This window comes from Rhodoblastus sphagnicola (assembly GCF_002937075.1).
Taxonomy (GTDB): Bacteria; Pseudomonadota; Alphaproteobacteria; order Rhizobiales; family Beijerinckiaceae; genus Rhodoblastus; species Rhodoblastus sphagnicola.
Window position 1 is genome coordinate 1 of sequence record NZ_NHSJ01000060.1, and the last position, 26,409, is coordinate 26,409.

The 26,409-nt window shown below is 61.5% G+C and carries 24 protein-coding genes; 10 read left to right on the top strand and 14 right to left on the bottom strand.

The window, feature by feature from the left end; all coding sequences use genetic code 11:
- Positions 1-233: 233 nt before the first annotated feature.
- On the bottom strand, positions 234-1,508 hold the full coding sequence (locus CCR94_RS09585; RefSeq protein ID WP_244594010.1) for a polysaccharide biosynthesis/export family protein: 1,275 nt from the start codon (positions 1,506-1,508) through the stop codon (positions 234-236).
- A 152-nt stretch (positions 1,509-1,660) separates the two neighbouring features.
- Positions 1,661-3,997: an AAA family ATPase gene (locus CCR94_RS09590; RefSeq protein WP_338052981.1), complete on the bottom strand. Its 2,337-nt coding sequence runs from the start codon at positions 3,995-3,997 to the stop codon at positions 1,661-1,663.
- 507 nt (positions 3,998-4,504) lie between these two features.
- On the opposite strand from CCR94_RS09590, the gene CCR94_RS09595 reads away from it, so the two are divergent.
- From CCR94_RS09595 to CCR94_RS09630, 8 genes are all read left to right on the top strand, one after another.
- Complete coding sequence (locus CCR94_RS09595) at positions 4,505-5,707, top strand: hypothetical protein (RefSeq protein ID WP_244594011.1); 1,203 nt, start codon at positions 4,505-4,507, stop codon at positions 5,705-5,707.
- Positions 5,708-5,718: 11 nt separating this feature from the next.
- Positions 5,719-6,519, top strand: a complete 801-nt coding sequence (locus CCR94_RS09600; protein ID WP_104507654.1) for a class I SAM-dependent methyltransferase — start codon at positions 5,719-5,721, stop codon at positions 6,517-6,519.
- 62 nt (positions 6,520-6,581) lie between these two features.
- Positions 6,582-7,529, top strand: a complete 948-nt coding sequence (locus CCR94_RS09605) for a glycosyltransferase family 2 protein (RefSeq protein WP_104507655.1) — start codon at positions 6,582-6,584, stop codon at positions 7,527-7,529.
- 406 nt (positions 7,530-7,935) lie between these two features.
- Positions 7,936-8,211, top strand: coding sequence for an acyl carrier protein (locus tag CCR94_RS09610; protein WP_104507656.1), 276 nt, complete (start codon positions 7,936-7,938; stop codon positions 8,209-8,211).
- Entirely contained in the window at positions 8,193-9,752 is a 1,560-nt protein-coding gene (locus tag CCR94_RS09615; protein WP_244594013.1) for a class I adenylate-forming enzyme family protein, read from the top strand. Before CCR94_RS09610 ends, CCR94_RS09615 begins: the two co-directional genes overlap by 19 nt.
- A 66-nt stretch (positions 9,753-9,818) precedes the next feature.
- Positions 9,819-11,798 carry an asparagine synthase (glutamine-hydrolyzing) gene (asnB, locus tag CCR94_RS09620; RefSeq protein ID WP_244594017.1) on the top strand — a complete coding sequence of 660 codons (1,980 nt, stop codon included), beginning with the start codon at positions 9,819-9,821 and terminating at the stop codon, positions 11,796-11,798.
- Positions 11,799-11,813: 15 nt separating this feature from the next.
- A complete protein-coding gene (nadE, locus tag CCR94_RS09625; protein ID WP_244594014.1) occupies positions 11,814-12,797 on the top strand; it encodes an NAD(+) synthase in 984 nt (327 codons plus the stop codon).
- Positions 12,798-13,171: 374 nt separating this feature from the next.
- On the top strand, positions 13,172-13,420 hold the full coding sequence (locus CCR94_RS09630) for a hypothetical protein (RefSeq protein WP_104507659.1): 249 nt from the start codon (positions 13,172-13,174) through the stop codon (positions 13,418-13,420).
- Between the two features lie 97 nt (positions 13,421-13,517).
- Here the strand turns inward: CCR94_RS09630 and CCR94_RS09635 are convergent, their stop codons facing one another.
- The 7 genes from CCR94_RS09635 to CCR94_RS09665 form a co-directional block, all read right to left on the bottom strand.
- Complete coding sequence (locus tag CCR94_RS09635; protein ID WP_104507660.1) at positions 13,518-14,105, bottom strand: gamma-glutamylcyclotransferase; 588 nt, start codon at positions 14,103-14,105, stop codon at positions 13,518-13,520.
- A gap of 5 nt (positions 14,106-14,110) precedes the next feature.
- Entirely contained in the window at positions 14,111-14,827 is a 717-nt protein-coding gene (anfO, locus tag CCR94_RS09640) for a Fe-only nitrogenase accessory protein AnfO (protein WP_158254692.1), read from the bottom strand.
- A gap of 51 nt (positions 14,828-14,878) precedes the next feature.
- Complete coding sequence (gene anfK / locus CCR94_RS09645; protein ID WP_104507662.1) at positions 14,879-16,267, bottom strand: Fe-only nitrogenase subunit beta; 1,389 nt, start codon at positions 16,265-16,267, stop codon at positions 14,879-14,881.
- An 11-nt stretch (positions 16,268-16,278) separates the two neighbouring features.
- A complete protein-coding gene (gene anfG / locus CCR94_RS09650; RefSeq protein WP_104507663.1) occupies positions 16,279-16,707 on the bottom strand; it encodes a Fe-only nitrogenase subunit delta in 429 nt (142 codons plus the stop codon).
- Positions 16,708-16,718: 11 nt separating this feature from the next.
- Positions 16,719-18,293 (bottom strand): nitrogenase iron-iron protein, alpha chain, encoded by a 1,575-nt coding sequence (gene anfD / locus CCR94_RS09655; RefSeq protein WP_104507664.1) that lies wholly within the window; start codon positions 18,291-18,293, stop codon positions 16,719-16,721.
- Positions 18,294-18,378: 85 nt separating this feature from the next.
- A complete protein-coding gene (gene nifH / locus CCR94_RS09660; RefSeq protein WP_104507665.1) occupies positions 18,379-19,206 on the bottom strand; it encodes a nitrogenase iron protein in 828 nt (275 codons plus the stop codon).
- A 383-nt stretch (positions 19,207-19,589) separates the two neighbouring features.
- On the bottom strand, positions 19,590-21,212 hold the full coding sequence (locus CCR94_RS09665; protein WP_104507666.1) for a sigma-54 interaction domain-containing protein: 1,623 nt from the start codon (positions 21,210-21,212) through the stop codon (positions 19,590-19,592).
- Positions 21,213-21,638: 426 nt separating this feature from the next.
- On the opposite strand from CCR94_RS09665, the gene CCR94_RS09670 reads away from it, so the two are divergent.
- A complete protein-coding gene (locus CCR94_RS09670) occupies positions 21,639-21,920 on the top strand; it encodes a NifU family protein (protein WP_104507685.1) in 282 nt (93 codons plus the stop codon).
- Between the two features lie 67 nt (positions 21,921-21,987).
- Here the strand turns inward: CCR94_RS09670 and CCR94_RS09675 are convergent, their stop codons facing one another.
- Together CCR94_RS09675 and CCR94_RS09680 are read right to left on the bottom strand one after the other, a co-directional pair.
- Positions 21,988-22,695 (bottom strand): type 1 glutamine amidotransferase, encoded by a 708-nt coding sequence (locus CCR94_RS09675; RefSeq protein WP_104507667.1) that lies wholly within the window; start codon positions 22,693-22,695, stop codon positions 21,988-21,990.
- Between the two features lie 4 nt (positions 22,696-22,699).
- Positions 22,700-23,359, bottom strand: a complete 660-nt coding sequence (locus CCR94_RS09680; RefSeq protein WP_104507686.1) for a pyridoxamine 5'-phosphate oxidase family protein — start codon at positions 23,357-23,359, stop codon at positions 22,700-22,702.
- Between the two features lie 113 nt (positions 23,360-23,472).
- Between CCR94_RS09680 and CCR94_RS09685 the strand changes: the two genes are divergently transcribed.
- The gene (locus tag CCR94_RS09685; RefSeq protein WP_104507668.1) at positions 23,473-24,270 is read left to right on the top strand and encodes an NAD(+)--dinitrogen-reductase ADP-D-ribosyltransferase; all 798 of its coding nucleotides are present in this window, start codon (positions 23,473-23,475) and stop codon (positions 24,268-24,270) included.
- Here the strand turns inward: CCR94_RS09685 and CCR94_RS09690 are convergent.
- The 3 genes from CCR94_RS09690 to hemH form a co-directional block, all read right to left on the bottom strand.
- Positions 24,237-24,566, bottom strand: a complete 330-nt coding sequence (locus CCR94_RS09690) for a hypothetical protein (RefSeq protein ID WP_146089936.1) — start codon at positions 24,564-24,566, stop codon at positions 24,237-24,239. The genes CCR94_RS09685 and CCR94_RS09690 overlap by 34 nt on opposite strands.
- A gap of 265 nt (positions 24,567-24,831) precedes the next feature.
- The gene (locus CCR94_RS24505) at positions 24,832-25,071 is read right to left on the bottom strand and encodes a hypothetical protein (RefSeq protein WP_146089937.1); all 240 of its coding nucleotides are present in this window, start codon (positions 25,069-25,071) and stop codon (positions 24,832-24,834) included.
- A gap of 210 nt (positions 25,072-25,281) precedes the next feature.
- On the bottom strand, positions 25,282-26,298 hold the full coding sequence (hemH, locus tag CCR94_RS09695) for a ferrochelatase (protein ID WP_104507670.1): 1,017 nt from the start codon (positions 26,296-26,298) through the stop codon (positions 25,282-25,284).
- Positions 26,299-26,409: the final 111 nt, after the last annotated feature.

A 26,409-nucleotide genomic window follows, 5' to 3' on the forward strand; every position in this document is an offset into this window, starting at 1 on the left:
AGGATGCCTCACGCATTCGCAAGAACCCGGACATCGCCGCCCGCCTGCGATCTTTCGCGTACAACCTGCTCAGGGCCGCTGGGTGCGACAACATCAAAAACGCCCGCTGGCGCGCCGCACTCGATCTCAATCTAATCCTCGCTATGCCTCAACTGTATTGAGAACTGAACAGCCCTGCCCCAACCCCTCGCCGTGAGGCCTCCAAATCGATTTAGTAAATTCCGTACGCATCTTTAGTGCGCGATTACGGTGGTCGAAGTGGTGGTGGTGATCGGCGTCGGCGTCGTGATCACGGTAGACGATCCCGTCCCGCGTATGGCGGAACTCAGCGCAAAGCCGTTCGTCGCGTAAATCACGGGATCGTTCACTGTCGCTAGAGTCGTGCGCACGAACGTGAGAAATTTCGTGGCTTCCACGGAGGTGGCGTTGGCGCAGTAGATGACATCCTTGTTGCGCATGGGGAATTTCTGCGCGAGGAAGTAGCCTGAGGGGTCGCGGAGATCAATTTTGTAGATCACGGGGATGACGCGATCCTCGAATCTGTCAACGTCCACGCCGAGTTGGCGGGCGGCCTCCCGGGTTTCACCCCGATAAAGGAACACGGCGGAGGGATTGGCCTGTGCGTCGTTTAGCCCGCCTTGTTTCGCAAGTGCTTCGGCCAGTGAAAGGCGCCAAGCGTCGAACCTGAACTGCCCCTGGATCCCGCTGGCTCCGAAGGCGACGAAAGTCTGCGGCTCCTGGTAGACGAAGACGATGTCGTTTGGCAGCAGATAAATATTGTTCGAAGCATCGTCCATGAGCGCGCCCATCGGGATGCTGACCCGGCGGCCGTTGCGCTCGAGCGCGACATTGACGTCGTAGCCCTGGCTCCCCGGTCCGCCCGCGCGGGCGATGCCGTCGAGGATGCTTTCTCCGGAAGGGCTTGCGGGAAACCGGCCGGCCGCGCGAACATCGCCGAGGACGCTGTAAAGCGAAGTCCGCTGTTCGGCGAGCGAGACCACGACCTGGGGTTCGAGAGCGCGCGACTTGAGACGCTCGACGATCTCGGTCTGGATCTCGGAAGGAGTCCGCCCTTTGGCCCGTATCGATCCACTGAAGGGAACGGAAATATTGCCCCGATCGTCGACAGCCTGATTCGGAACCGTGACGAAATTCCCTGCCCGAACGCCCGCGCTCGAAGTGAAGAGCCCGCCTGCGGCGGCCTCGAATATGGTTATGCTGACGATGTCGCCGACCCCGAAGCGAAAGACCTTGGGTGGTGTATGTCTGGCGAAGGCGGTTGACAGCCTCGGAGTCAGGCGCCCGAGAACATCGACGGTTGCGGGTGTGACAGGAACGACAGCGTATGCAAGCATCGCCGGGTTCAAGCTGTCCTGGGTTCCTCCGGCGTCCACATCCGACGCCTGAGGACCGCTCACAGGCGTGATCGCGCATCCGCCGCAGCAAGACAGCGCGAGAACGCTGGCGCAAAGCATTGCTCGCTTATCTGAAAACAGGCTGATCAGCATGGCTCTATTCTTAAAATGAAATTCTCACAGAGACTCGCATGAACGAAATGAGTCTTCCAGCAAAGAAATTCAGAAGACGGACTTTAACGCCGGATGTTGCTGGATTGCCACGAAGTGAGCCCGGATGGCGGGCTCGAAGAAAGACAAGTCAACTAGACTTCCCCAAAGGAGTCATCGGAATGATAACGGGTGTAATGCCTTATGTCGTAATAGTCCCGGCAGTTTTGATCGTAGTCCGCCATCAGCTCGGTGTCAGCCTTGTTGAGCACAGCGCCGACGATGTTTTCATAGACGTTAGGCGCCGAATGAAGGGCCTGCTTTACAACCTCGATCTTCGTTCGTCCCCATTCGATCACGAGAAGATGGCAATCCGTGAACGAGGCTGTCGCGCGCGCGTCGACCAGAGGTATCAGCGGCGGCATATCGACGATGACAAAATCATAGGACGCGCGCAGCCGTTCGAACAGCCTTCTCGTCGCCTCGGAAGCAAGCAGTTCGCTGGTATGAAACAGGGGCGCGCGCCGGACCACGGGGAGGAAAGCGAAATTGGTCTTGGGATCCCGCCAGATCGCCTGCTCCAGCGGCGTCCTGCCGGTAACGACCTCTACGAGGCCGCACGCGGCGTTGGGACTCAGCCGGGCGGAAAGCGACGGACGCTTGAGATCGCAGTCGACGATGATGACGCGCTGGCCGGAATGCGCGATGAGCCGCGCGAGAGAAGCCGCGATCGTCGTCTTGCCCTCGTCCGGCAGCGACGAGGTGATGCCGATGATTTTGTTAAGAGACTTGCTCGGGTTCAGGTCGATTCCGATCTTGGCGTACCTGATGGCTTCCGCGAAGCGTGACATGGGCATGCCGACGACGATGGAATCCACGGAGTGCGGCGTGGGCACCGCGCGGGTGGGATGACTGTCCGACTCCGCCGCTTCTTCGCGCGGCCCGGAGGTCGCATGCGCCGGCATGCGCGGCACGACCGAAAAACACGGAAGTCGCAGGCAGGTTTCGACTTGCGCCGGCGTCCGGAAGGTCCGGTCCATCATGTCCCTCAACAGACCGATCGCGGCGCCAAGCGCCAGGCCGCCGAACGCGCCGACCAACAGGATGAGTTTCGACTTTGGCTTGCTTTTGCTCGCCGGCGGCAGCGCCGGATCGACCACGCGGGCTTCCAATATTGGAAATGACTCCTGCTGGACCGCGGCCATGTAGCGCTGCTGGAAAGTTTCATAGAGAGACCGATAGGTCTTCGCGTCGCTCTCCATTTTCCGCAGGGTGATCTCCGCGGGACTGTTGACATGGGTAGTCGAAACGACGTTGTTGAGCTGCTTTTCGAGCTCCTGCTGCCGCTTCTTGGCCAATTCGTAATCGCTCCGGCTTGTCTCGGCCAGACGGCGCACTTCATCGTTGATTGACTTGCGGATGTTGCGCATTTGTATGCGCAACTCTGAAATGGCCGCGTGAGTCTCGCCGTAGCGGGGAACCCATTCGCTCTCTCGCCTCTGCAACTCCAGATATTGGGAGCGAAGGGTGTTGATGATTGGATTGGCGAGGGCGTCCGACGCGGCGACGCCCAACGAATCCAAGTTCTCCGCATTGGATAGCGATACGGACTCGTACTGGTTCAGGCGGGCAAGTTTGTCTGCGGTTTGCGCGCGCGCTTCCATCAGGCGCGCATTGAATTCCGCGATCTGCTGCTCGTCGATCGACTTTCCGCCGCTTGAAACGATTTTGTGCTGCATCTTGTATGCGTCGACCGCCTGTTCGGCCGCTCCGGCTTGCTCTCCCAGTTCGCGCAGCCTGTCCTGAAGCCAGGCGATCGCGCGGTGGTTGGCCTCGAGCTTGGAGTTCAGCTGATCGTTGATGTACGCGGCCGCCACCGCATTGGCGATCTCGGCTGCGCGCGACGGGCTGCTTGAAGAAAAACTGACTTCGAGGATGTTGCTGAATCCGGCGCGGTGCGCGTCCACCCGGCCATCGAACGCGCCAATCAGAAACTCGGTCGATTCTGTGGCGCCAGCCTCGGTCTTCGCCGGATCCGGGGGCGAGAAATACTTGAGAAGCGTCCGCAGGTGCGACGCCAAAGCCGATTCGGCGCCGACGAAATCGGGATCTGCGGCGAGATTCAGCTCCTTGATGACGGCGATCGCGATCGCCGATGATTTCAACACTTGTATCTGCGTCTCGATTTCGGTGGGCGTGAGAACGGGATCTGCGAGAACGAATTCTTCCTTGACGAATTGCGCCTTCGAATTTTTCAACAGGATTTGCGCCTGCGCGGTGTAGGTCGGCGGCGTGAACCACAGATAGGCGCCGGCCAATGTCAGCGCGATGGCGACCGACGCGAGCATGAGCTTGTACTGGCGTCGCAAGAGTCCAAGCACGAAATTCACGATTTCGCCGATCCCGCCCTCGCCGGCGGCGTCGGCGGGTTGAAGTCGAGCCGCTCGCGGCAGATCGCTCTGAAGCATCCGACGCCTCTCCATAGTTCTCATCACCCGGCGTTGCGGGAGGTCCGCCTGGACGCCGCTTCGCGCATGATGTTACCGGCGATATTTAAATCATTATATCGATTTGAATCCAGCTGTCCAACTCAAATATGAACGCTTTCATAATGGCGCGCAGACCGAGAAGATGATCTAATAACCTTATGCAAATCAACATAAACGGCCTTCGGTCGGACGTTATGGAAAGTGTGGTTGCCGGCGGCTTGTTAATGTGATTAATTGATAATATGATTTAATATGATAACGCCGAGCTTGCTGGCTGTTCCTGCGTCGGAGGGGAGTCCGTCATGTTCAGGGAAAACGCGATCGAAGTGCGTTTCGGCGCCAGAATCGACGCTATGACCGAGGTGGACCAACGCGCCGAAAGGCGGCGACGGCGTTCATCGCCGGGCCGGCGATGCCGTTAAGGTCGACGCTCCAGCCAGGCGGGAACTCCGGCGGGATGAAATTTCGCTCCGCGATCTCGCGAAGGCTGACCCATCAACGGAGCGCGCGATGAACATAAAGTCCGACGAATTTACGCAGCCGGAGCGCGGGACGGAAACCCGCGAGGCGCGCAACAATTCCCGCCTGGTGGACTACGCCCTGCGCGGCCTTGACGCCTGCTGGCTTCCCGAACAGGGGTGCTGGTCGCACATCCACCATCTCGACGGGCGCAGCCCGCCCAACGAATCCGTTCCGCACAGCGACGTGTTTTACACGCTCAACGTGTTGCTCGGCATGTCGCGCGTCGCCAATCTCCCTGACAGTCTCGACTTGTCCGCGATCTACGAGCGAAACGCCCGGCGACTGCCCCACCTGCCTGTTCGCAAATATGCATATGGCATGGCGCTGTGGGCGGCGGCGGAACTCGGCTTCGACATTCCCGAAGAGGTTGCGCGCGAGGTCCACGGCATCCTGACGGACGAGGCGGCCTGGCGCGCGTTCCATGCCCAGGACCTCGGCATGCTGCTCACGGGAGTCGCGGCCCAGGTCCGTGCGGGTCATGCGGAGTGGGGATCATTCGCGGCGTCGCTGTTTCGATACCTGAAGGAGGATTTCCGCAGCGATTCAGGCCTGTTCCACGACACGCCGGGCGGGCTGCGGCGTCGCTTCGCTTCGTTCGCCACACAAGTCTACCTGTCGATCGCCTGCTTCCAGCATGGAGAACTCGCAGGCGATCCGGAGGCGATCGCGCTGGGCGTCGCTTGCGTCAAGAAATTGATCGCGCTGCAGGGGCCGCAGGGCGAGTGGCCATGGTTCTTCGACGCGGCGACGGGTCGTGTGCTCGATTTCTACGAAGTCTATTCCGTCCACCAGTACGGCATGGCGCCGGCGCTGCTGGAATGGGCGGAGCGCCACGATGTCGCCGGCGCTACCGAGGCGCTGGTCCGCGGCTTCAGATGGGTGCTCGGCGACAACCAACTCGGGTGTTCGATGCTCACGCCGGATGGCTTGACCATACGGTCGCAGATCCGCGAGGGCGAACGCGAGACCAAGGCGCCGCGCATGCTGCGCGCGGTCGCGAATATGGCGCTTGGACGCTCGTCGCGTCTGATCGACAGCAGCGGCGTCGCGCTGCGCCTCGAATGCCGCAGCTATGAACTCGGCTGGATCTTGTGGTCATTCGGACGCCGCGCCGACCTGCCGCAACTCACGGATCACGCCGCGTTCAAAGCGCCGCAAGCGCGCGCCGGCCATCATGATCCACAGCGCTAGAGGAGATCGAGATGACGAATATCAAGAAGACGCTCGGCTCCTTGATTCCCTATCCCGCCATCCTCGCCGGCCGGAAGGTGTTCCATTACGGGCGGCGGCGTTGCCTGGTCTGCGCGTCGCACTACAGGTCGCGTCTCGACAGTGGCTATGGCTTTCCTGTCCTCGAGCAATTGCACGTTGCCGGCGGATTGATGCGCCGGGCCGACGTCTGCCCGATCTGCCATTCCGGTTCGCGCGAGCGGCTGATTTGGTTCTATCTCACCAAGGAATGGAAACTGTCGGACGACGCCCGGGGCCGGTTGCGCGTGGCGCATTTCGCGCCCGAGAAGGGGCTGTCCCAGCGCTTGCAGCAACAGTTCCCGGACACCTACCGAGCCTATGATTTCGCCCCGCAGCGGTACCGACACCTGCGCAACGTCGAATTCCAGGACATTCAGCAACTCTCGCTTGCGAGCGCCTCCGTGGACCTGTTGATCTGCAACCACGTTTTGGAGCACGTGTTTGATCTCTCTGCGGCCCTGCATGAGGTGCGCCGGGTCCTGTCGGCCAACGGACGGGCGATCATGCAGACGCCAATCGCCCTCAAGCTGGATCAGATGCGTGACGGCGGGCAGCGTGCAAGCCCGGCCGAACGAATCGCGCTTTTCGGCCAGCATGACCACGTCCGGCTGTTTACCAGGCAGGGCTACATCGATGCGTTAAACGCCGCCGGGCTTTCCGTCACGGCCTACGAACCGTTTCAGGAGCGTAGCGAGGAAGCGACCGCCTGGGAGCTCGACCCGTTCGAGACGTTGTTCGTCATAAGCATCTAGATGCGTGAATATTTGTTTCACTGGTGGCGCACAGCCAATCAGAAATGTAATGCGAGCTGTTCATGAGCGCGTCTGCCTCCGCTGATATATCTCCTGATCTCAGCGTCTTTATCGTTGCGTACAATTCCTGGCATCACGTCGATACATGTTTGTATTCGTTGCAGAAATATTGCACGCGTGACGATATCGAGATCATTCTCGTTGACAACGGGCAGGATGGCTCCGGCGAGCGGGCGGCGGCGAATTATCCGAAGGTTAAAGTGCTGCCGCCCATCGGCAATGTTGGTTTCGGCGCAGGCAACAATTACGCATTTCGACATTCGAAGGGTGAGTATATCTTGTTGCTCAATCCCGACACGGAGATATGCGACAACTCGATCCTTGTGCTGTTGAACTTTCTCAAACAGGTCTCGGGTGACGTGATCGTCGGCGGTCGGACCACGTTCAACGACCGGCTCGACAACGGGAACCAACTGCGCTTGCCGAGTATAGCGGTCTTGTTCAAGGAAATGCTCGGCGCGTCGAAGACCCATCTGAAGATCGCCAAGCGGCCCGGCCAGACTGAGCCCTATCGCGTTGAGGTCGTCTCCGGCGCCTTTCTGATGACGCGGCGGACGACATGGAAAAAGCTCGGAGGGTTCGACGAAGGCTTTTTTCTGTATTTCGAGGAAGTTGATCTTTGCAAGCGGTTGGCGGCGGTTGGCGGCGCAGCCTGGGTCAAGCCCGATTGCATGGTGCGGCACGATGTCGGGTCGGGCGAGAAGGTTGGCGAAACCCGCATCATGCTCCAGTTGGCCGGTGAAATGCATTATATCCGCAAGCACTTCCCGCGCGGCCGCGCGGCCGTGGCCTTCGTTTTCGTCTATTTGACCGTCCTTCGTCGCTTCCTCAAATACGCGCTGTTGAGCGCGGTTGATCGCGGGTGTCACGCGGGGCGGCGCGCGTTCGCCAAGGCCTTGACGAACCCTTCCGCATGGCGTTTCGGCTATGCGCTGAAGGAGCGGGATTAATCGACCAGGCTCGATTTAACATTGAATAAAAATTAATCGCGACAAAGCGTTCGCTCATGATGCGACTCGCGCTTGAACAATCCCGCCGGCCCGGCTAGCGCTCAGCTAATACATTGCTTAAAAAGATATTTCTCCGAAGATCGCTCGATCCGTGATTGCCGCGGAATAACCGTGCGAACTTTTTATTGGATTTGATTGTAAATTTTATTGGATTTGATTGTGAAGCGGTATTTAATGTAAAACAAAGCGCAGGCGGCGCCGCAGTCCCGTGGGGTCGATTCCGTCACCTCGGGCAAGGCCGCCGGCCAGACGACCGCCGACGATCAGATGAAGGTTCCTCAAGAAGCGAGCTGCGATTGGCGTGTTCGGCGATCAAAATGGCTAATCGAGACCGTGGAGACTCGTTATGAATCAGATTTCAAAGATTGAAATAGACGACACGTCAATTCGCGAGCCGATTCGCAACTTTCTGCTCGATAATTTCCTGCTCGGATCAGGGGCGGAGCTGGAGGATGACACTCCGCTGATGGAGGCTGGAATATTGGATTCGACGGGCGTCGTCGAATTGGTCTCTTTTATTGAGGATACATTCGAAATTATGATCAGCGATCATGAAATAACCGCTGATAATTTCAACTCCATTTCGAAGATGGCGAATTTCGTGTGGAATATTTCGAAATGACGCAGCGCGGGAGGCTTTTGTTCGAGTATTTGCGCGACTCTGCGGCGCAGTTCCCAGGCAAGCCTGCCGTTATTGTCGGCGACCAGGCGCATAGCTTCAGGGAAATCGACGAGGACAGCGACCGTGTGGCCGAAGCGTTGCAGCGCCTGGGCGTGAGGCGGGGCGACCGGGTAGGAGCCATCCTCGAAAACTCGATCGAGTTGGTGGTGGCAATGTGGGCGACGCTCAAAGCCGGAGCGGTGTTCATTCCAATCAGTCCGCAGGTCAAGGCCGAGAAGCTCGGCTTCATGCTCGCCGACTCGGGCGCCACCGCCTTGTTCGCGACCGCATCGTTGGTTAGGCGCGTCGAGGAGGCCGTTGCAAGCATCTCTTTTCCCGGCGTGATCGTCTGGGTGGGCGACAAGGTCGCGACGACCGGGGTCCAATGGATTGAAGTCTTGACCGGCCTCCCGCACCCCCTGGCGGATCCCCAGCTCATAGATCAGGACCTGTGCTTGATCATCTATACCTCGGGCTCGACCGGCAGCCCGAAGGGCGTGATGATGACCCACCGGAATATTTGTAACAACGTCTGGTCGATCTCGACTTATTTGCGCAATCAGCCGGAAGACGTCGTTTTGTGCGTGTTGCCGCTATCGTTCGACTACGGCTTGTTTCAGATCCTGACTGGGGCCCGCGTCGGCTTTACGGTCGTGCTCGAGCGGTCGTTTGCTTTTCCCTACGACGTCCTCAAGCGCATCGGCGCGTATCGCGTGACCGGCTTGCCGGGCGTGCCGACCATTTTCGCCAAGATCCTGGAGTTCGCGCCGTTCGATCGCCTCGACCTCACGTCGCTGCGTTACTTGTCGAACACCGCGGCGGCCTTTCCCGCCGCGCACATCCGCGCGCTGCGGACGCTTCTGCCACAGGCGACGATCTTTTCAATGTACGGTCTCACTGAGTGCACACGGGTCTCCTATCTCGATCCGTCGCGACTCGACGCGAAAATCACCTCCGTCGGGCGGGCGATGCCGAACTCCGAGACCTACATCGTCGATGAACACGCAAGGCGTTGCGGTCCGAGGGAGATCGGCGAACTCGTCGTAAGAGGCGCCAGCGTCATGCGCGGCTATTGGCGGCGTCCCGAAGAAACCGCCAGGACTTTGCGCGACGGCGACATCGCTGGCGAGAAGGTGTTGTTCACCGGCGATTTGTTCTGGATGGACGAGGAGGGCGACCTCTACTTCGTCGGGCGCCGCGATGATGTCTTCAAGTGTCGTGGCGAGAAGGTGAGCCCGCGGGAAGTGGAAGCCTGCCTGTATGAGCTTGACTGGGTCGCGGAGGTCTCGGTCGTCGGCGTGCCGCACCCGAGCGACGGCATGGCGATCAAGGCGCATGTGGTGGCGCGCGCGGGGCGAGCCGCGTCCGAGGACCAGTTGCGGAAACACTGCATGCGTCGGCTTGAGCCGCTCCTCGTTCCGAGATTTTTCGAGGTGGCGGAAGCGCTCCCCAAGACCGATTCGGGGAAGATCAAGACGGCCGAGTTACGGCGAAAGGGTTGACCGGATATGTGCGGCATTGGAGGCGTCATGTCATCCGCCGCCGAGGCGGCTCCGACCTTCGGCGAAATGCGGCGCATGGTCGCCATGTTGTCGCACCGCGGGCCCGACGGCTACGGGCTTTATCGCGATGACCAAGTTGGCCTCGTCCATTCCCGGTTGAGCATCATCGATCTCGCGGGCGGCGCCCAGCCGCTGTCCAACGAGGACGGTTCTGTGTGGCTGACCTTCAACGGCGAAATCTTCAATTACATCGAGTTGCGCCAGAACCTCGCCGAGTTGGGCCATCGCTTTTCCACCAGCGGGGACAGCGAAGTCATCGTCCATTGCTACGAAAGATACGGCTCGCGCGCCTGGGAGATGCTGAACGGCCAGTTTGCCTTTGCGCTATGGGATTCCCGACGTCGCCTGTTGTGGCTGGTGCGCGATCGGCTTGGCATACTCCCTCTGCATTACGCGCGCGCGCGCGGTCACGTTGTGTTCGCCTCCGAAGCCAAAGCCATTTTCGCAGGCGGCCGGATCGCGCCGCGCGTCGATCCCGAGGGATTGTGCCAGGCCTTCACCACCTGGTCGGCGATGGCGCCGCGCAGCGCGTTTCAGGACATCCGCCAGGTTCCTCCGGCCACCGCGCTTTGCTTCGATTCCGCGCTTTGCGCGCGCGAACAGACCTACTGGCGCGTTCACCCGGCCCGGCCCTCCTTTGCCAAGGGCTCGGCGGACGACGCCCTCGAGGCGCAGTTGAAGCGATCGGTCGCGCTGCGTCTGCGCGCGGACGTGCCGGTCGGCGCCTATGTCAGCGGCGGGCTGGATTCTTCGGTCATCACCAGCCTGGCGGCGGAAGCTCGTGGCCATGTCGAGACTTTCGGCATCCGATTCGCAGATCCGCGTTTCGACGAAACCAGGGAACAGCGCCTCGTCGCCAAACATCTTGGCGTCCATCACCACGAGTTGCTTTGCAGCGCCAGCGACATTCGCGACGCCCTGCCTGAGACGGTTTGGCATTGCGAGACGCCCCTGTTGAGGACGTCGCCCGTGCCCCTGTTTCTTCTGTCGCAAGCGGTGAAGGCGGCGGGCGTCAAGACCGTGCTGACGGGGGAAGGCGCAGACGAGCTGTTGTGCGGCTACACGATCTTCAAAGAGGATCAGATTCGGCGGTTTTGGGCGCGTTCGCCCCAGTCGACCATGCGGCCCGCCCTTCTGCAGCGGATCCATCATTACGTCGGCGCGGAGGGCGCCCGTCAGAATGCGGTGTGGCAGAGCTTTTTTAGCCACAAGCTGCTCGAAACCGCGCATCCGTTCTATTCGCACTTGATCCGTTGGCGTAACACCGCCTGGACCTTGCGACTTCTCGCGCCCGAAATACGTAACAGCTTGCCGCTCGAGTCGATGTTCGCGGACATGGCGGCCGAATTGCCTCCGGACTGGAGCGCCTGGGACCCGGTCACGCGAGCGCAATATATCGAGATCCAGGGATTCATGTCGTCCTACCTGCTCTCTTGCCAGGGCGACCGGGTGGCGATGGCCCACGGCGTCGAAGCGCGTTATCCGTTCCTCGATCCCGATTTCGTCGATTTCTGCTTTACCCTGGAAACGACCGACAAGATGATCGGAACCCGCGACAAGATCGCGCTTCGTCGGGTCGCCCGGCGGCGTTTGCCGCCAGAAATCTCGGGCCGGCGAAAGCAGCCGTTCCGGGCGCCGATTGCCGCCGCCCTTTTCGACCGGGACGAGGCAACGTTCGAGGACGCGCTCTCACCGTCGAATCTCGCCGCCAGCGGGTATTTCGATACGACCGCCGTCACCCAATTGCTTGCGAGGGCGCGCGCGCGCGGCCGCAGTCTCGGCGAGCGGGAAGAAATGGGCCTGATCGGCGTGTTGACTCTGCAGCTGCTGAACGACGCGTTCGGACCGCAATTCCGGCAGCGCGCGCTTGAAGCCGAAGCGCTCTTGGCGGGCATGCGCTGCGACGTGTGGGTCGACCGGGCGATCGACAAGCCCTCCATCCCGCCTCCTCACTCTGTGTTGTCGGCGTTTGAAGTCAGGCATTAGCAAATGGATGACCACGTGAACGAGAATAAGCCAACAGCGCCACATCAGAGCGCCTTGGCGATCGACTGCGCCTCGGAGGCGGATCGCATTGGCGCATTCATCGTGGCGACCCTGCGCAAGCTTAACCGCCGTGGTTGCGTGCTGGGTGTCAGCGGCGGCGTCGATTCCGCAGTCTGCGCCCATCTGGCCGCTCGCGCCGTCGGATCGGACCGCGTCCTGGCCCTCCTCATGCCGGAACGGGATTCGACGAAGGAGGCCGGAGCCCGCGCGCGACGTCTCTGCGACAGCCTGGGCATTCCGCATGTGGAGGAGGACATCACGGACCCACTCGAGGCGATCGGCTGTTACCGCAGGCGCGACGAGGCGATCCGGAAACAATTTCCCGACTATGGCGCGGGATGGCGGCAAAAGATCGCGATCGTCGCCGGAAAGACTTGGATGCCGCAATTCAACCTGATCGTCCAAAGTCCCGACGGACAAATATTTGAGCGCAGATTGCCGGTCGACGCCTATCTGCAGATCGTCGCAGCGACGAATTTCAAGCAGCGCCTTCGCAAGTCCATGGAATATTATCATGCGGAACGATTGAACTACGGAGTGCTGGGCACGCCCAACAAGCTCGAATACGATCTCGGTTTTTTCGTGCGCGGCGGAGACGGATTGGCGGATTTCAAGCCGATAGCCCATCTTTACAAGACTCAAGTCTATGCCTTGGCCGAACATCTCGGCGTTCCCGATGAAATTCGCCGTGAGCCGCCGAGTACGGACACCTACAGCCTGACGCAGAGCCAGGAAGAATTCTATTTTGCGCTCTCCTGGTCGGACGCTGACCGTGTGCTGCATGGGATGTCCGAAAAGCTCAGCGCCGCCGAAATCGCCATAGCCGTCGGGCGCGACCGGAGCACGGTCGCACGCGCCATACAAGAGTTCCAGGGCAAGCGCCGCGCCGCCTCCCGCGCCCTGGCGCAGGCTTACGTTCTCGGCGGGGGAGCGTCGTAGTCAACGGTCTCGACCAAGATGATCCCGCCAGTTGGTGCGGCCTTGCAATTTTTCCTCTGAAGGTAAATTTCCCAAAGCTAACGTTCAAAAATGAACGCCTGCGCGCAGGCGCCAGTTGTCGAAGCCGGCTATCGCAACGATTTCCAGGACAAAGAAGATTGGCCCGCCTTTTGCTTAACCCGGGTTAGGGTTGCGTGACAAAGGCCGGCGGGAGCGATCGAAACCGGCGCGCGCCAAAGCGCCTCGCTCGTTCGGGCGTCACGTGCATTATCGCGAAGACTCGAACGCCCGGCCCGGGCTGACGTTTTCGCCCGACGCATATGCGTCCGACGCGGCATGAGCCGTTTCCGAGAATGAAACGTCAGGAGACCGCCATGCGTGCAGAAACAATTCTCAACACCTGCGTCGCCGCCATGCGCCTGGAAGGCTGCGGCTCGGAGGCCATCGCCTTCATGCTTGTGGAAAGCGCAGTCGATGCGCTGACAGCGACGGGTCTGCGTCCGGACTCGCTCGATCGCGGCGTCCAACATCTGATCGACGCCATGCAGGACCGCGCCGCCGATCTGCGCGCCGTGCGCAACACGCCGAACCTGATGCTGGTGGCGGCGCAAGCAAGCGCCTGACGGGCGGGCGAACGCGAAGCAACGGGATCCGGCCGGACATTACGTCCGGCCGGATCTGGAAAGCGCCGAACGCGCCGCTATTTGAGCTCCGCCTCGCTCAACATGCGCAAGAATACCCGAGGTCCGCGGCATTGGCGAGGAAGCGGTCGGCGCGGGCCGCGCGCGGCACGGGGCCTTCCGCCGCCACGCTCGGCCGTGCGTCCAGCGCGGCGACATAGGCGTCGGGCAGACCGTGCGCGCGCGCGGCGCTCGCGATGCGGGCGAGGTTTGGCGCGCTGGGCGGGTTGGTGAAGCCAAGCTCCGTCTTGCGATAGGCCAGCGCCGCAATCGTTTCGCCGTCCGCCGTCGTCACATTGACGGGCGAGTGGAAATAGGCGCCGGTTCCGTCGAGCCTCACCCCCTGCCAGGCGTCGAGCCGGTCGAAAGCGCGCGCTGGAACCTTCCACACCACGCCCCAAACGTGTGCGCCGACTTGGCGCAAAATCGTCTCCTCGCCGCCGTCCCAGCGTTCGTCGCGGCCGAAAAAGCCCAGCGCGTAATCGGCAAGGCGGGCGGGCGCGATTTTCTCCGGCATGAGGCCGCAGCGCCCGGAGATTTGCGCGGGATCCATGGCGCCGCCATAGGCGAAGAACAGCACGGATTCGCGGCTGGAGAGGTCCGCGCCGACGTCATTGATCTCAGGCATGAGAGTCAGCCTTTCGCGATTGGGATGACAAGGGCGCGCACGCCGGCGCCGCGTGGCGTGATCTCCGCCGCCAGACCGAGCGCCGCGATTTTGGCCGAAAACCAGCGCGGCAGGTGATCGCATAAAATTTCCAGACTGGAGAAGCGGCGCGCCTCCAGCAGCGGCGCCAGCACATCCACCGAATTGGCGTCGCGGTAGCGCGCGAACACGGCTTCAAGATCGATCCGGAGCCGGCCGTCGGGCAGCGATTCCGCCAGCCTGTGCACGGCGTCGATGGCCTCGGGCGTGAGGTGGCGGCGCGTCGGGCCGCCTTCGCCGGCGCTACAGCCGCCGGGCGAGCAGAACAGCGCGGCGAAGGCGCGCTCCCGCGCTTCCGTTTCGCGGTCGCGCGCCAGTTCCGCGTCGCGTTGCGCGAAGGCGTCGAGATCGAGCGCGGCGAGCGGCCCGCGCGCCTTCCAGACGCGGAAGCCCTCCTCTTGCAACAGCGAATAGACCAGCCCCCGGTTCCCCCCGGACACGAAGGCGTGGCCCGCGCCGAACCGCTCGATCACGCCGCGCAAGAGTTTTTGGATCGAGGCGAGATTGGCTTGTGCTGAAATGGCGAAGGCCGCTTCGTCCACGACGCGCCAGCCGTCAGCGGCCCTTTCGAACAGGCGCAAGGTTCCGGGCGTCTGGACATCGGCGATCTCGTCGCGCGCATCGACATGGGCGATAATCTTCATGACGGTTTTCCTGAATCGGGAGGCGGGCGCGCCGCGCCCGCCCATCGTTGGTCACCACACGTTGAGCAGCCATTCCTTGCGCTTCTTGTGCTCCATGTCCGTGAACAGCGCATTGGCCATCTGCTCGGCCAGCCAGGTCGCGCCGCCATAGCCGACCACCGGATAACGATAGAGTCCGGCGCGGTCGTAGGTGGGGAAGCCGACGCGCACCATGGGGATGTCGTAGTCGATCGAGACGAAACGGCCCTTGGAATGACCGAGGATCAGGTCGAGTTCGAGACCCTTGTTCTTGATGCGGTCTTCCAGATCCCAGAAGTCGGCGTTGGTGACGATCTCCATGGGATAGTCGACATGCTCCTGCAACGCCTTGATGCGGGGGTCGTTGACGTAAGCCGAATTGTCGTCGCCGAGCAGCAGCAGTTGCGGCTTCATTTCCAGGTCGAGACAGAATTCGGCCAGACCAATCACCAGATCGGCGTTGCCGTAGATCGCGACCTTCTTGTCGGCGAGGAACATATGCGCGAGATCGGTGATGGCGTCGAGCGCGACGCCGCGCTTGCGCACCAGCGAGGCCGGGATCGGCTTGCCCGTCGCTTCCGACAGTTTCTTCAACAGCGCGTCGGTGTTGCGGATGCCGATCGGCGTCGGCCCGACGATGGAGGGAATCTTGAACTTCTTTTCGAGGAACTGGGCCGCCTTGCCGCCCTCATAGCGGTTGAGCGCGAAAGTGTGGGTCGCCGAACCCGTGGACACCAGATCCTCGATGGTGGTGTTGCCGTGCGAGACTTCGCTGCCGTCGGGCATGATCGGGGAATCGAAACTCTCGATCTCGAACAGCACGGTGGCGTCGATCTGCATCTCCGCCAGCAGCGATTTCAGCTCGGTGACATCGCCGGGATTGACCCAGCCGGTGATGAAATTTATCTTGCCGTTCGACGGCCCCTTGCGCGCAAACTTTTTGACGAAGTCACGCACGGCGACGTCATAGCCCGACACCATCGAGCCGACGAAGGACGGCGTGTGGATCGGCAGCAGATGCACTTCCCGGTCGGGGTATTTTTCTGCGAGCAGCCCCTCTTCCAGCTTGGTGATGACGCCGTCGATATCGTCGCCGATCACTTCCGTCGAACAGGTGGAGATGATCGGAATGACCTTGAGATGCGGATAGCGCGCCAGCAGCACGTCCACGCCTTCCTCGACGCGCCCGCAGGCGCCGAACACCGCGCCGTCCTCGTGCAGCGAGGACGAGGCGATTTCAAAGCTCTCCTTGAGATGCTGGGAGATCAGCAGGCGCACGAACATCACGCAACCCTGGCCGCCGTGGACCAGGCCGATGCAATCCTTGACGCCGATCGAGACATATTGCGCGCCGGCGGGCTGGCAGGTGAAAATCGGATTGATCGTGCCGATCCGGTCCTTGACTTTGACTTCGCAGTTCATGGCAAAAATCCTCAATAATTCTGGACCGTCAGCTCTTCATTGAGCGAGCCGTCGATGGTGAGCCAGTCGATGCGGGCGTGCAGGATTTTCAGCAGGGCGAGCACCTCGTCCTTGCCCATGCCGGCGAGCCAGACGCAGTGTTCGCGGAAGGCGCGGGACAGCAGCACCGCATCGACCCAGTAGCACTTGTCCAGCGGCGTTTCGTTTTGCACCTCTTCGCCGACGAGCAGTTGCGCAGTCTTGCCGAGAATGCCCTCGTTCTGCTTGCGGCGGTCCCAGCCGCGCGAATTGAACTGCCACAGGCAGTTCTTCATGATGTAAGTCTCCATTTCGGAGACTTTTTCGCGCGTCGCGGCGTCGAACCCGGCGAGCGGATCGGAGGCGTGCAGCTTGGGATAATTCGCCCGCGCCGAGGGTTTTTCCTTCTTGAAACCGGCCATGTCAAAACTCCTCACTCGGCGGCTTGGGTGGAGGTCTTGCGCGCGAACTCCGGATAGTCCGCTTCGGTCTTGGCGCGCAGGGCGGCGATGGGATCGAACTTCCCGGTGTAGCCGGTCAGGGGCGAAGCGCGGTCGGCTTCGGGCAGGGTGGCGTCGGAGAGCATGCGGCGCGTGACAAAGCCCTTGTCGGTGGCGTAATCGTCCTTGGAAATGTCGATGCCCGACAGTTGGTGCATCGGCGAATAGACCGCGTTGTAGATGTCGCGGGCGAAGCGCACCCAGCCTTCAAAACCCTTGTAGGGGCCGTTGTGATAGGCGTGGGCGTTGAGATAGGGCACGCGCATTTTCTTGGCGACTTCGCCGGGACGCTTGCCGGTGAAGATCACGTCGGGCTTCAGCCGCAGCAGCGCCTCCTGGCCCTCAAGCTCGTTGGGATCGTCGATGGCGAGCGTGCCGACGCCGGCGCGGGCGATGCCTTTTTCCATGTCGCCCTGGTGGCCGAACTTGGTGTAAACCGAGACGACCTTGACGCCCATTTCCTCCTGGATGGCGTTGGCCCAGTGCCACAGTTTCGAGCCGCCCGGCCACAGGCAGACGCGCTTGCCTTGCAGGCGCGCGGCGTAAAAGTCGAGTTCGGGTTTCCAGCGCGCGGTCTCCGCCGCGATGATCGCCTCGGCGCGGTCCTCGATGCCGAAGAACAGGCCGATCTTGCGCAGGGAATCGCCGAGCGCTTTAAAACCGAAGCCGTCAATGTCGAGGCGCGGAATGCCGTAGCGGGCGCGCAATTCGTCGCAGATATATTCGGCCGAGCGCGCGCATTCCAGCACGTTGAGATGGGCGCGGTGCATCCCGCGCAACTCGTCATAGGAGCCGTTGCCGGTGAAGGTCGACAGCACCTGGATGCCCATGCGCTTGAAGTAGTCCTGCATCACCTCCTGGTCGCCCTGGATGTTGTATTCGCCGACATAGTTGATGACGTAATCGGAGGTGATTTCCGGCTCGACGGTGCCGACTTTCTGGTTGAGCCAGGCGATGTTGATCTTGTGGTGGCCGCCCGATTGCGACGGGCCGGCGAAGCCCGGCGAATTGCACACGAAAATATCGACGTCGGGCCGCTCGGCCATCACCTCGTCGGCGACGGCGTTGATGTCGTCGCCGATCAGCGCGGTGGCGCAGGTCTGATAGATGGTCATGCGCTTGATTTCGGGGAAGGCGTCGAACGCCTCGTGGATGTTCTGCTTGAGCAGGCTCTCGGCGCCGAACACGATGTGCTTTTCCTTCACATCGGTGGCAAACGTGTATTTGAGCTGGAAATTGTTGTTGTCGGAGATGTAGCGCTTGGTCTGCCAGGTGTCGTAGGTGCAGCCGACGGGGCCGTGGCTGATGTGGATCACGTCCTTCATCGGCGTGCCGATGACGTGCTTGGCGCCGCAATAGGCGCAGCCGCGCTCGGAGATCGAGCCGGGAATGGTGTTGAGATAGCCTTTCGGCAAGCAGGAGGTGAGATCCTCGCCCTCGCCCTTGACGACGGCGTGCTGTTTGCGTTCCGGGATCACCTTGGAACAGTCGAATTCATGATGAGGCATGACGTCTCCTTTTTTCACGCGCGAGGTCGGGCGCTGTGGTTCGGCTTTTGGGGAAAGGGAAGCCGGAGCTTCCCTCGTGGCGACGTCAGTCGCAGATGCCGTATTTCACGACCATGGCTTCGAGTTCGTGCATGGCGAGCGGGGTCGGAATGACGAAGTCGTCGTTCTCCAGGATCTTGCGGCCGAGTTCCTGGTATTCATTGGCCTGATTGACCTGGGGGTCGAATTCCGTGACGGTCTTCTTGTTGAACTCGGCCTTCTGCACGATGTTGTCGCGCGGCACGAAATGGATCATCTTGGTGCCGATCGCCGAGGTGAATTCCTGCAGGAATTCCTTCTCGCCATCGACATTGCGGCTGTTGCAGATGATGCCGCCCAGGCGCACGCCGGACTGCTTGGCGTATTTCACCAGGCCCTTGCAGATGTTGTTGGCGGCGTAGATCGCCATCATTTCGCCGGAGGCGACGATATAGACCTCCTGCGCCTTGCCGTCGCGGATCGGCATGGCGAAGCCGCCGCAGACCACGTCGCCGAGCACGTCGAAGAAGACGAAATCCAGATCCTCGGTATAGGCGTCGTTTTCCTCCATCAGATCGATGGCGGTGATGACGCCGCGCCCGGCGCAGCCCACGCCCGGCTCGGGGCCGCCGGATTCGACGCAGCGGATGTCCTGAAAGCCGGTCTTGACCACGGTGTCGAGCGTGACCTTTTCCGCGCCATGGATGCGCAGCGTATCCATCACGGTTTCCTGCATCTGCCCGCCGAGAATGAGGCGGGTGGAATCGGCCTTGGGATCGCAGCCGTGGATGAAAATCTTCTGGTTGTGGAAATAGGCGAGCGCCGCCGCCGTGTTCTGGGTGGTGGTGGACTTGCCGATGCCACCCTTGCCGTAAATCGCAACCTTGCGGGTCATGAGGAACTCCTTTCGCGCCTGGCGATCGTCGCCATCGCATGACCCGTTATCGCAACCGATGTGCCAGTGTTCGTCTAATATTCGTTATGAGGGCGAGAATTATGCAGAAGTCGCGCGTTAGGATTTAAGTATTTGATTTAAAAGTATTTTATATACTGCCGCGCTGGCGGAACAGCCCTGGAAATTCGCTGCGAATGTGAATCCCCGCACGGATTTACACGAAGGTAAAAAGTCGTCGCGCCGCGTCTTTGGAGAGGGAATCTCCCTGAAGGTAAATTCTGGAAGATTTTACCTTTGGGTTTATTTTGCGCCTTCGCGCGCGCAAAGAAAAACCGCCGGCGCGAGGCCGGCGGTTCATCGAGGAGAAATCAGATTTGCTGCGGTCAGTTCGGACCGTCGTCTCCGCCGGCGCCCGCCGCGCGAAACATCTTGTAGTTGACGCCGTAGCGCTCCATGCGCTTGCCCATCATGCGCCGGGTCAGGCCCAGTTCGCGGGCGGCGTCGCCGATATGGCCGGACGAGTTTTTCAGCGCCTCCACGATCATCTCATATTCGACCGAATGCAGTTTGGATTCGAGGCTGACGCCGAAGGTCGTGCCGCTCTCCTTCGACGTCTGCAACGACGGCGGCAGGGTGTAGGCGTGGATGACCTCGTCCTCGCACAGGATGACCGCGCGCTCCATGATGTTTTCGAGTTCGCGCACATTGCCCGGCCAATGATAGCTCATCAGCATGTTGAGCGCGGGCGTGGAAATCCGCTTGACCGCCTTGTTGTTCTCGGCGGCGAAGGCGGTGACGAAATGATCGGCCAGCGTGATGACGTCGCTGCCGCGCTCGCGCAGCGGCGGCACAGTGATCGGAAACACGTTGAGGCGATAATAGAGATCCTCGCGAAAAAGCCCTTTCTCGACCATCTCCGCGAGATCGCGGTTGGTGGCGGCGATGATGCGCACATCGACCTTGATCGACTTGGAGCCGCCGACCCGCTCGAAGGTGCGCTCTTGCAGGATGCGCAGCAGTTTCGCCTGGATCGGCAAGCTCAACTCGCCGACCTCGTCGAGAAAGATCGTGCCGCCGTCGGCCAGTTCGAAACTGCCCTTTCGCAAGCTCAGCGCGCCGGTGAAGGCGCCGCGTTCGTGGCCGAACAATTCGCTTTCGGCGAGTCCCTCGGGCAGGGCGGCGCAGTTCGACTTGATGAACGGACCTTCGGCCGCCGCGCTGTTGAAATGGATGGCGTTGGCGATCAACTCCTTGCCCACGCCGCTTTCGCCGAGAATGAGCACCGTGGCCTTGGTCGCCGCGACCTTTTCGACGAGATCGTAGACGTCCTGCATCGGCTTGGACGCGCCGATCATGTTGTCGGGCCTGAACCGCTGCCCGAGCGTGTTGCGCAGCCGCCGGTTCTCCTGCTCCAGTCGGGCCTTTTCCAGGGTTTCGAGCAGGTAGAGTTCGGCCGCCGGCGCGATCATCGCCGCGATCATGGTGAGGATTTCGACGTCCTGCACGCGCAGCCGCGCATTCAGATAGCTCCGTTCGGCGGCCAGGGCGCCGACCACTTTTTGCGCGTGGATGATCGGGATGCAGATGAAGGCGGTTTCGGCGCGGCTTTTCCTCTCCTTGTCGAAAATTGTTTTCGCGCCGCGCCGGCTGCGCGCGATCAGGGTTTTGCCTGATGCGACCACCTTGTCGATGACGCCCTCGCCGGGCAGAACGGCCCCGCGCGCCTTCTCCTCCTCGGACAGCCCAAAACTGTCATGGACGAAGATGGTTTCGCTGGCGCGGTCGTAAAGCGTGAGCATGCCGCGCCGCATCTTGAGTTGCTGACGCATGACCGCGAGGATCAGCGGCAGCGAGCCCGCGAGATCGGCGCTGTCGGTGATGATCCTGCTGATCTGGGACAGGGTTTGCAGCACGCCGACGCGGCATTCGCCCGTGAAGCAATGGCTGAATTCGTCGACGAAATTGTTGATGTCGATGTCCGCGGCTTCGCGGTCTTCAAGGCGCATGGCTGTTCCCGCCTCAGCCGGGTGAGTCCGGCCGTGAGGATGTCTCAGCAAGTGCGAGGCCAGACGCTCATCTTTTTCCGGACGGGCGCGCGGGCGCGAATTCTGGCCGATTCCACCGGGGCGCGCGAGGTCGCGCGCGCCGCCTTGAGCTGGTCTGAAATATACCGATTAAGTACATTGTACCTTTTTGTCGAATTTTCGAGTCCGCTCCGCCGTTCGGTGCGCGCGACTCGTCGGTGGGGGGGGGACTCGGGCGAATTCACCGCGCGGGCCAATTCGCCCGGAAAGTTACCGTGCGGGACCGGTCTGTTTTCGCGCTTGCGCCGGCTTCGCCCTTCATTTCCTCGACGGACGCCATGGCGCGGCTCTTGCGATGATCAGATCAACGCGCGTCGGGCGTCGACGCGGATTTCCAAGGGAATTTTCATGCGCCAGGATCAGACTTTCTCCAAGCCGGCCAGCGAAAGCGAACGCGCGCGCATCATCGCCGAGACGCTCGAAGCCTTGCGTGAAAAGTTTCGCGCCGATGGCGGCGACATCGCGCTGGTCTCCATCGACGGCCCGCGCGTAAAAGTGCGGCTCGCCGGAGCCTGCGTCGGCTGCGGCGCGGCAAACGAGACGCTGGGCTTCGTGCGCAAGCAGCTTTCGCTTGCCCTGGGCGGCGGGCCCGTGTCCGTCATTCCGGCGCTGGACGCGGAGCCCGCCTGATCAGGGTAGCGTTTTCAAGCGAAGTGGAGTCCGGTTCGCGTTAAGAAAACGCGCAAAGACTAAAAATTCAGAGCGCGGCGAACAGGTTGTCGTTCAGCCGCCGCGCCGCCGCCAAAAAGGCCGGCAACCGGCGCGCGGCCTCGGTTTCAAGGCTGGCCGCCGCCGGCCCCAGCGCCGCTTCCAGGCTCGCGGCATAGGCCGGAATCGCCTTCCATTCCGCGACCGTCTTCGACGTGATTTCGACGTGGTATTGAAAGCCCCAGGCGTGACGGCCGTAGCGCATCGCCTGGATCGGCGCGGCGGCGTTTTTCGCCAGCGCCACCGCGCCCGCCGGCAGGCTCTTCACCTCGGCGCCGTGCCATTGAAAAGCTTCCATACGCTCGGGAAAGCCTGAGAAAATCGGGTCGGCGCGGCCTTCGGGCGTCAATTCGACTTCGACAAAGCCGACCTCTGCCGCCGCCATCGGCCCGACCGGCGCGCCAAGCGCGCAGGCCAGCAATTGATGGCCGAGGCAGATGCCGAGATAGGGGCGGCCGAGATCGACCACGAAATGGGCGATCGCCGCCTTCTCGGCGATCAGCCAGGGCAGGTCGCCTTCCTGCCAGACGTCCATCGGACCGCCCATCGCGACCAGAAAATCGAAATCTTCAAGCGGTGGAATCGCCTCGCCCTCGTCGAGTTCGACGGTCGTGACATCGTGGCCGGCTTCCCGCCAGAAATCGGCGAGCGTGCCGGGATGTTCGACGGAAAGGTGCTGGAAAACCAGAATGCGCATGGCGTCACCCAATTGAATAGCCGGAGAGATCGGGCGCGGCGACGCCGGGAGAATTGCGCGGATCAGGCTCGGGCGCGCCGACGGTCAGGCGGATCGGCAGCACGCCCGCCCAGACCGGATGGGCGTAATCGGATTCGTTGTCTTCCGGCGGCCCGCTGCGAACTTTTGCCGAGGCCTCCTCGATCTTCAGCGACAGGATGGCCGTGGCCGTGATCTCGCTTTCCGTCGCCGGGCGCAGCTTGTCCCATTGGTCCGGCGCGAAGCCGTTGACAAGCCGCGTCAACAGCCGGATTTTTTCCTTGGGATCGGTGACCGCCTCGGCCTTGCCGAACAGCATCGCCGAGCGATGATTGACGTTGAAATTGAAAGCGGAGCGCGCCAGCACCAGACCGTCGAGGATTGAAACCGTCAGGCAGACGTCGGCGCCTTCGGTGGCGCGCATCATGCGGCCTTTCGCCGCGCCGTGCCAGTAGACGCGATCGCCCTCGCGCCATTGCAGCGTGGGGGTGACAATCGGCTGTCCCTCGTGAAGATAGGCGATGTGGGCGACGGGCATGGCGTCGAGAATGGCGTCGATGGTCTCACGGTCGTAATGGGCGAGGTGGCGATAACGCTTGACGAGGGTTCTGGCGCTCGGGGCGCCGGCGTCATTGGACGAAGTCATGGAAAAAGTCCTGGGAAAAGGTCCTGAAAGGAAGATGGAACGCAAACAGCAAAGCATAAAGCGAGCCACGCGCCCGGCGCGGCTCCGGGGCCGTGGTCGTGGCGAGCGCTGACATGACCCCACCGTTCGGCCCCAACATCGTCGGACTGCCGGCTGCGTTCATCGCCTCCGCCGATTACGCCCGCGCGCCGCGTGAGCTGCGCATCGCCGGCGTGCGCGAGATGAACGCGCCGCTGTTCGAGATGCTCGGCTTGGCCCGCGACATCGCGGAGGCGAGCGAGGCGCTGGCGAAATACATGAGCGCGATCTTCGGGCTGGAGCCGCGGCAATGGCGCGACGCGCCGAGGAAGAACGCAGCGTCGTTCCGGCATTCGTTCGTGCGCCTGCTGCTTGGCTGGGAGCACGACAGCTCCTCACGCGAAGCGGCGGTGCTGAAGGGGTGGGTGCACAGCCGCTTTGGCCTTCCGCCCGCACACCATGGGGAGAAGATCGCCGACATGTGCGATCCGTCCTGGACGGCCTATGTCGCGGACAACATGGGGAGCGGCTATCACGCCAATTCCATCTACGCCCAGCTCGATCTGCTCTACGAATATGTGCAGTGGGCGCTGCGCACGCTCGTCTGGCCGGGCCAAACCCATCTGCGGCTCTATCGCGGCGTCGACAGGTTCGGCGAGCAGATCATGCGGCGAGAGACCCTGCTGCAGTTACGGGTGAACAGTCTGTCCTCCTTCACCACCGACCGCGCGACCGCCGACTGCTTCGGCTCGATGGTTGTCTCGGTGCAAGCGCCGCTGACAAAAATCCTGTTCGCCAACACGCTGCTCGCCTTCTTTCCGTTCCGCGCCGAGCGCGAAGTTCTTCTGATCGGCGGCGACTATCCGGTGGAGATCGAACCGCCAACGGTGTGACCGTTCTCGCCACCGACAGGCCGCGCCGTCAATTGAGACGGAACGGGATGACCGTGCTGGTTGAAAACCGCCCGCCGGGTTGGGGGCGGCGTGTGAATCGAAACCATGATGGCGTGCGTGGCGCCGTCGAGAACGCCGGAGCCGGACGACAGGGTGACGGACCGGCTGAGGCGACGCGACGAAATAAACGCTGCGCTTACGGGCGCCGTCTTCTTGCGCGGAGCGATGACGTAATTCCATTCCGGATGGAACGGATCGAGGGTGATGTTGAGGGCGCGCATCTCGTCGTCGCTCACCTTCACGCCTACGATTCAGTTGTTTCGTCGCGTCGCCTAACGGCGACCGGCAGGCCGCCTGAAAACATCAAAGTCAGGGGACGGAAACCCGAAGGGTCGCAGCAATCGCCTGCGCGTTCGGTTCGCGACAGCCGTCAGCGTCAGCGGGACACCCATTCAGCGCGCCTTCGAATAATAAATAGAAGGTCAAGCAGCAAAATTTTGTGTTTTTCTGTCGGTTGTGCGTATAGTATGTGCCTATGATTCTGAGCGTGTAGCAATAAAGTTATAACCGCGGCGCGGGTTCTTTTTTTGTGGCGACTTCTTGAACTGGATCATGCGCCTCAATAAATCCGTGGTTAGTATAAATAAATATTTTCATGCCCAACTCATGAGACACAAATCGGGTGTTGGCATGTAACTTGTCCGAGCCTTGTTCCTCGTAAACGAGGAGCGTATCGCGCTCGAGAAGTTGAGAGGCGCCTCTCAAGGCGGCTTCTTCGACGCCTTCGACGTCCAGTTTCAACACAATCCGAGGGCTGCGTTGTAGTAGCGGTGAGCGCGATAGCAGCCCGTCAAGGCTCACGCGCGGAGCGCGTTCGGCATTTGGACCCGCTTGGGCGGCGTCGACGATCGCAAGCCCTTCGTGGGTCGGGCTTTCGAGCCACCAGGGCGGTGGCGATCTCGTTCGCCTTGGCTTCGTCGTCGATTGGCGTCTGGACGATGCAGAATGCGCTCAAAGCCATCCGGTCGTTTCCCTGCGAACGACATCCTCAAGGACGTCAATCGCCGCCGCGCCATCGTTCAGGCAGGGCACGAGGGCGAAATTCTCTCCGCCGGCCTGAAGAAAGGCATTCTGGTTTTCCACGCCCAGTTCTTCCAGGGTTTCCAGGCAATCCGCGAAAAAGCCGGGCGCGATCACCATGATATTCTTGGCGCCTTCGGCCGGCAGGCCTTCGACCGTTTCAAGCGTATAGGGCTGTAGCCACTCCTTCGGGCCGAACTGCGACTGAAAGGTCATGAGCATCTTGTCGCCAAGACCCGTCGCTTCGCCGAGCAGGCGGGTGGTCTTGGCGCAGTGGCAGTAATAGGGATCGCCCCTGTCCGAATAATCCTTGGGAATTCCGTGCCAGGACACGATGATCCGGTCGGGCGAAAACGCTGCTTTCGCCATCCGGTCGCGCAGGGTGGAGGCCAGAGCCTCGATATAGACCGGGCGCTCGTAAAAGGGGGCGGCGATGCGCAGGGTGGGCTGCCAGCGCATTTTCTTCAGCGCGTCGAACGTTTTGTCGGCGACGGTGGCGGAGGTGGCGGCGCAATATTGGGGGTAGAGCGGCACAACCAGAAGGCGGTCGCAGCCTTTGGCCTGAAGCGCGAGGATTTTTTCCGCGATGGCCGGTTTGCCGTAGCGCATGGCCCAATCGACCACGATTGTGTCGCCTGCGTCGGAAAGTCGCGCCGCGAGCTTTTCCGTTTGCGCCCTTGTTACTGTTTTCAAAGGACCTTCGTCGAGTTCGCGATTCCAGATCGCCTCGTAATCCTTTCCCTTCTGCGTGGGTCGTTTCGACAGAACCATCAGATGGAGCACGGGGAGCCAAAGCACGGGCGACGTCTCGATCACGCGCCTGTCCGACAGGAATTCCGCGAGATAGCGCCGCATCGGCCAATAGGACGTACCCTCGGGCGTGCCGAGATTGACCAGCAGGACGCCGATCTTTCCGTAAGGAGGCGGGTGGTTTGTCGAAGGGATCATGGCTAACTTGTGATTTTTCGTTTATTGTTCATCCGATAATGCGGCGTGGAAAGCAATGGATCAGCCGAACTGGCGTTTGATCCTCGTCAAGGAGCGCCCGGTTGATCTGTG

Bases quoted from the DNA above. Each gene is read 5' to 3' on its own strand.
- CCR94_RS09585 (WP_244594010.1), bottom strand. From the start codon at position 1,508: ATGCTGATCAGCCTGTTTTCAGATAAGCGAGCAATGCTTTGCGCCAGC.
- CCR94_RS09590 (WP_338052981.1), bottom strand. From the start codon at position 3,997: ATGAGAACTATGGAGAGGCGTCGGATGCTTCAGAGCGATCTGCCGCGA.
- CCR94_RS09595 (WP_244594011.1), top strand. From the start codon at position 4,505: ATGAACATAAAGTCCGACGAATTTACGCAGCCGGAGCGCGGGACGGAA.
- CCR94_RS09600 (WP_104507654.1), top strand. From the start codon at position 5,719: ATGACGAATATCAAGAAGACGCTCGGCTCCTTGATTCCCTATCCCGCC.
- CCR94_RS09605 (WP_104507655.1), top strand. From the start codon at position 6,582: ATGAGCGCGTCTGCCTCCGCTGATATATCTCCTGATCTCAGCGTCTTT.
- CCR94_RS09610 (WP_104507656.1), top strand. From the start codon at position 7,936: ATGAATCAGATTTCAAAGATTGAAATAGACGACACGTCAATTCGCGAG.
- asnB (WP_244594017.1), top strand. From the start codon at position 9,819: ATGCGGCGCATGGTCGCCATGTTGTCGCACCGCGGGCCCGACGGCTAC.
- CCR94_RS09630 (WP_104507659.1), top strand. From the start codon at position 13,172: ATGCGTGCAGAAACAATTCTCAACACCTGCGTCGCCGCCATGCGCCTG.
- CCR94_RS09635 (WP_104507660.1), bottom strand. From the start codon at position 14,105: ATGCCTGAGATCAATGACGTCGGCGCGGACCTCTCCAGCCGCGAATCC.
- anfO (WP_158254692.1), bottom strand. From the start codon at position 14,827: ATGAAGATTATCGCCCATGTCGATGCGCGCGACGAGATCGCCGATGTC.
- anfK (WP_104507662.1), bottom strand. From the start codon at position 16,267: ATGAACTGCGAAGTCAAAGTCAAGGACCGGATCGGCACGATCAATCCG.
- anfG (WP_104507663.1), bottom strand. From the start codon at position 16,707: ATGGCCGGTTTCAAGAAGGAAAAACCCTCGGCGCGGGCGAATTATCCC.
- anfD (WP_104507664.1), bottom strand. From the start codon at position 18,293: ATGCCTCATCATGAATTCGACTGTTCCAAGGTGATCCCGGAACGCAAA.
- nifH (WP_104507665.1), bottom strand. From the start codon at position 19,206: ATGACCCGCAAGGTTGCGATTTACGGCAAGGGTGGCATCGGCAAGTCC.
- CCR94_RS09665 (WP_104507666.1), bottom strand. From the start codon at position 21,212: ATGCGCCTTGAAGACCGCGAAGCCGCGGACATCGACATCAACAATTTC.
- CCR94_RS09670 (WP_104507685.1), top strand. From the start codon at position 21,639: ATGCGCCAGGATCAGACTTTCTCCAAGCCGGCCAGCGAAAGCGAACGC.
- CCR94_RS09675 (WP_104507667.1), bottom strand. From the start codon at position 22,695: ATGCGCATTCTGGTTTTCCAGCACCTTTCCGTCGAACATCCCGGCACG.
- CCR94_RS09680 (WP_104507686.1), bottom strand. From the start codon at position 23,359: ATGACTTCGTCCAATGACGCCGGCGCCCCGAGCGCCAGAACCCTCGTC.
- CCR94_RS09685 (WP_104507668.1), top strand. From the start codon at position 23,473: ATGACCCCACCGTTCGGCCCCAACATCGTCGGACTGCCGGCTGCGTTC.
- hemH (WP_104507670.1), bottom strand. From the start codon at position 26,298: ATGATCCCTTCGACAAACCACCCGCCTCCTTACGGAAAGATCGGCGTC.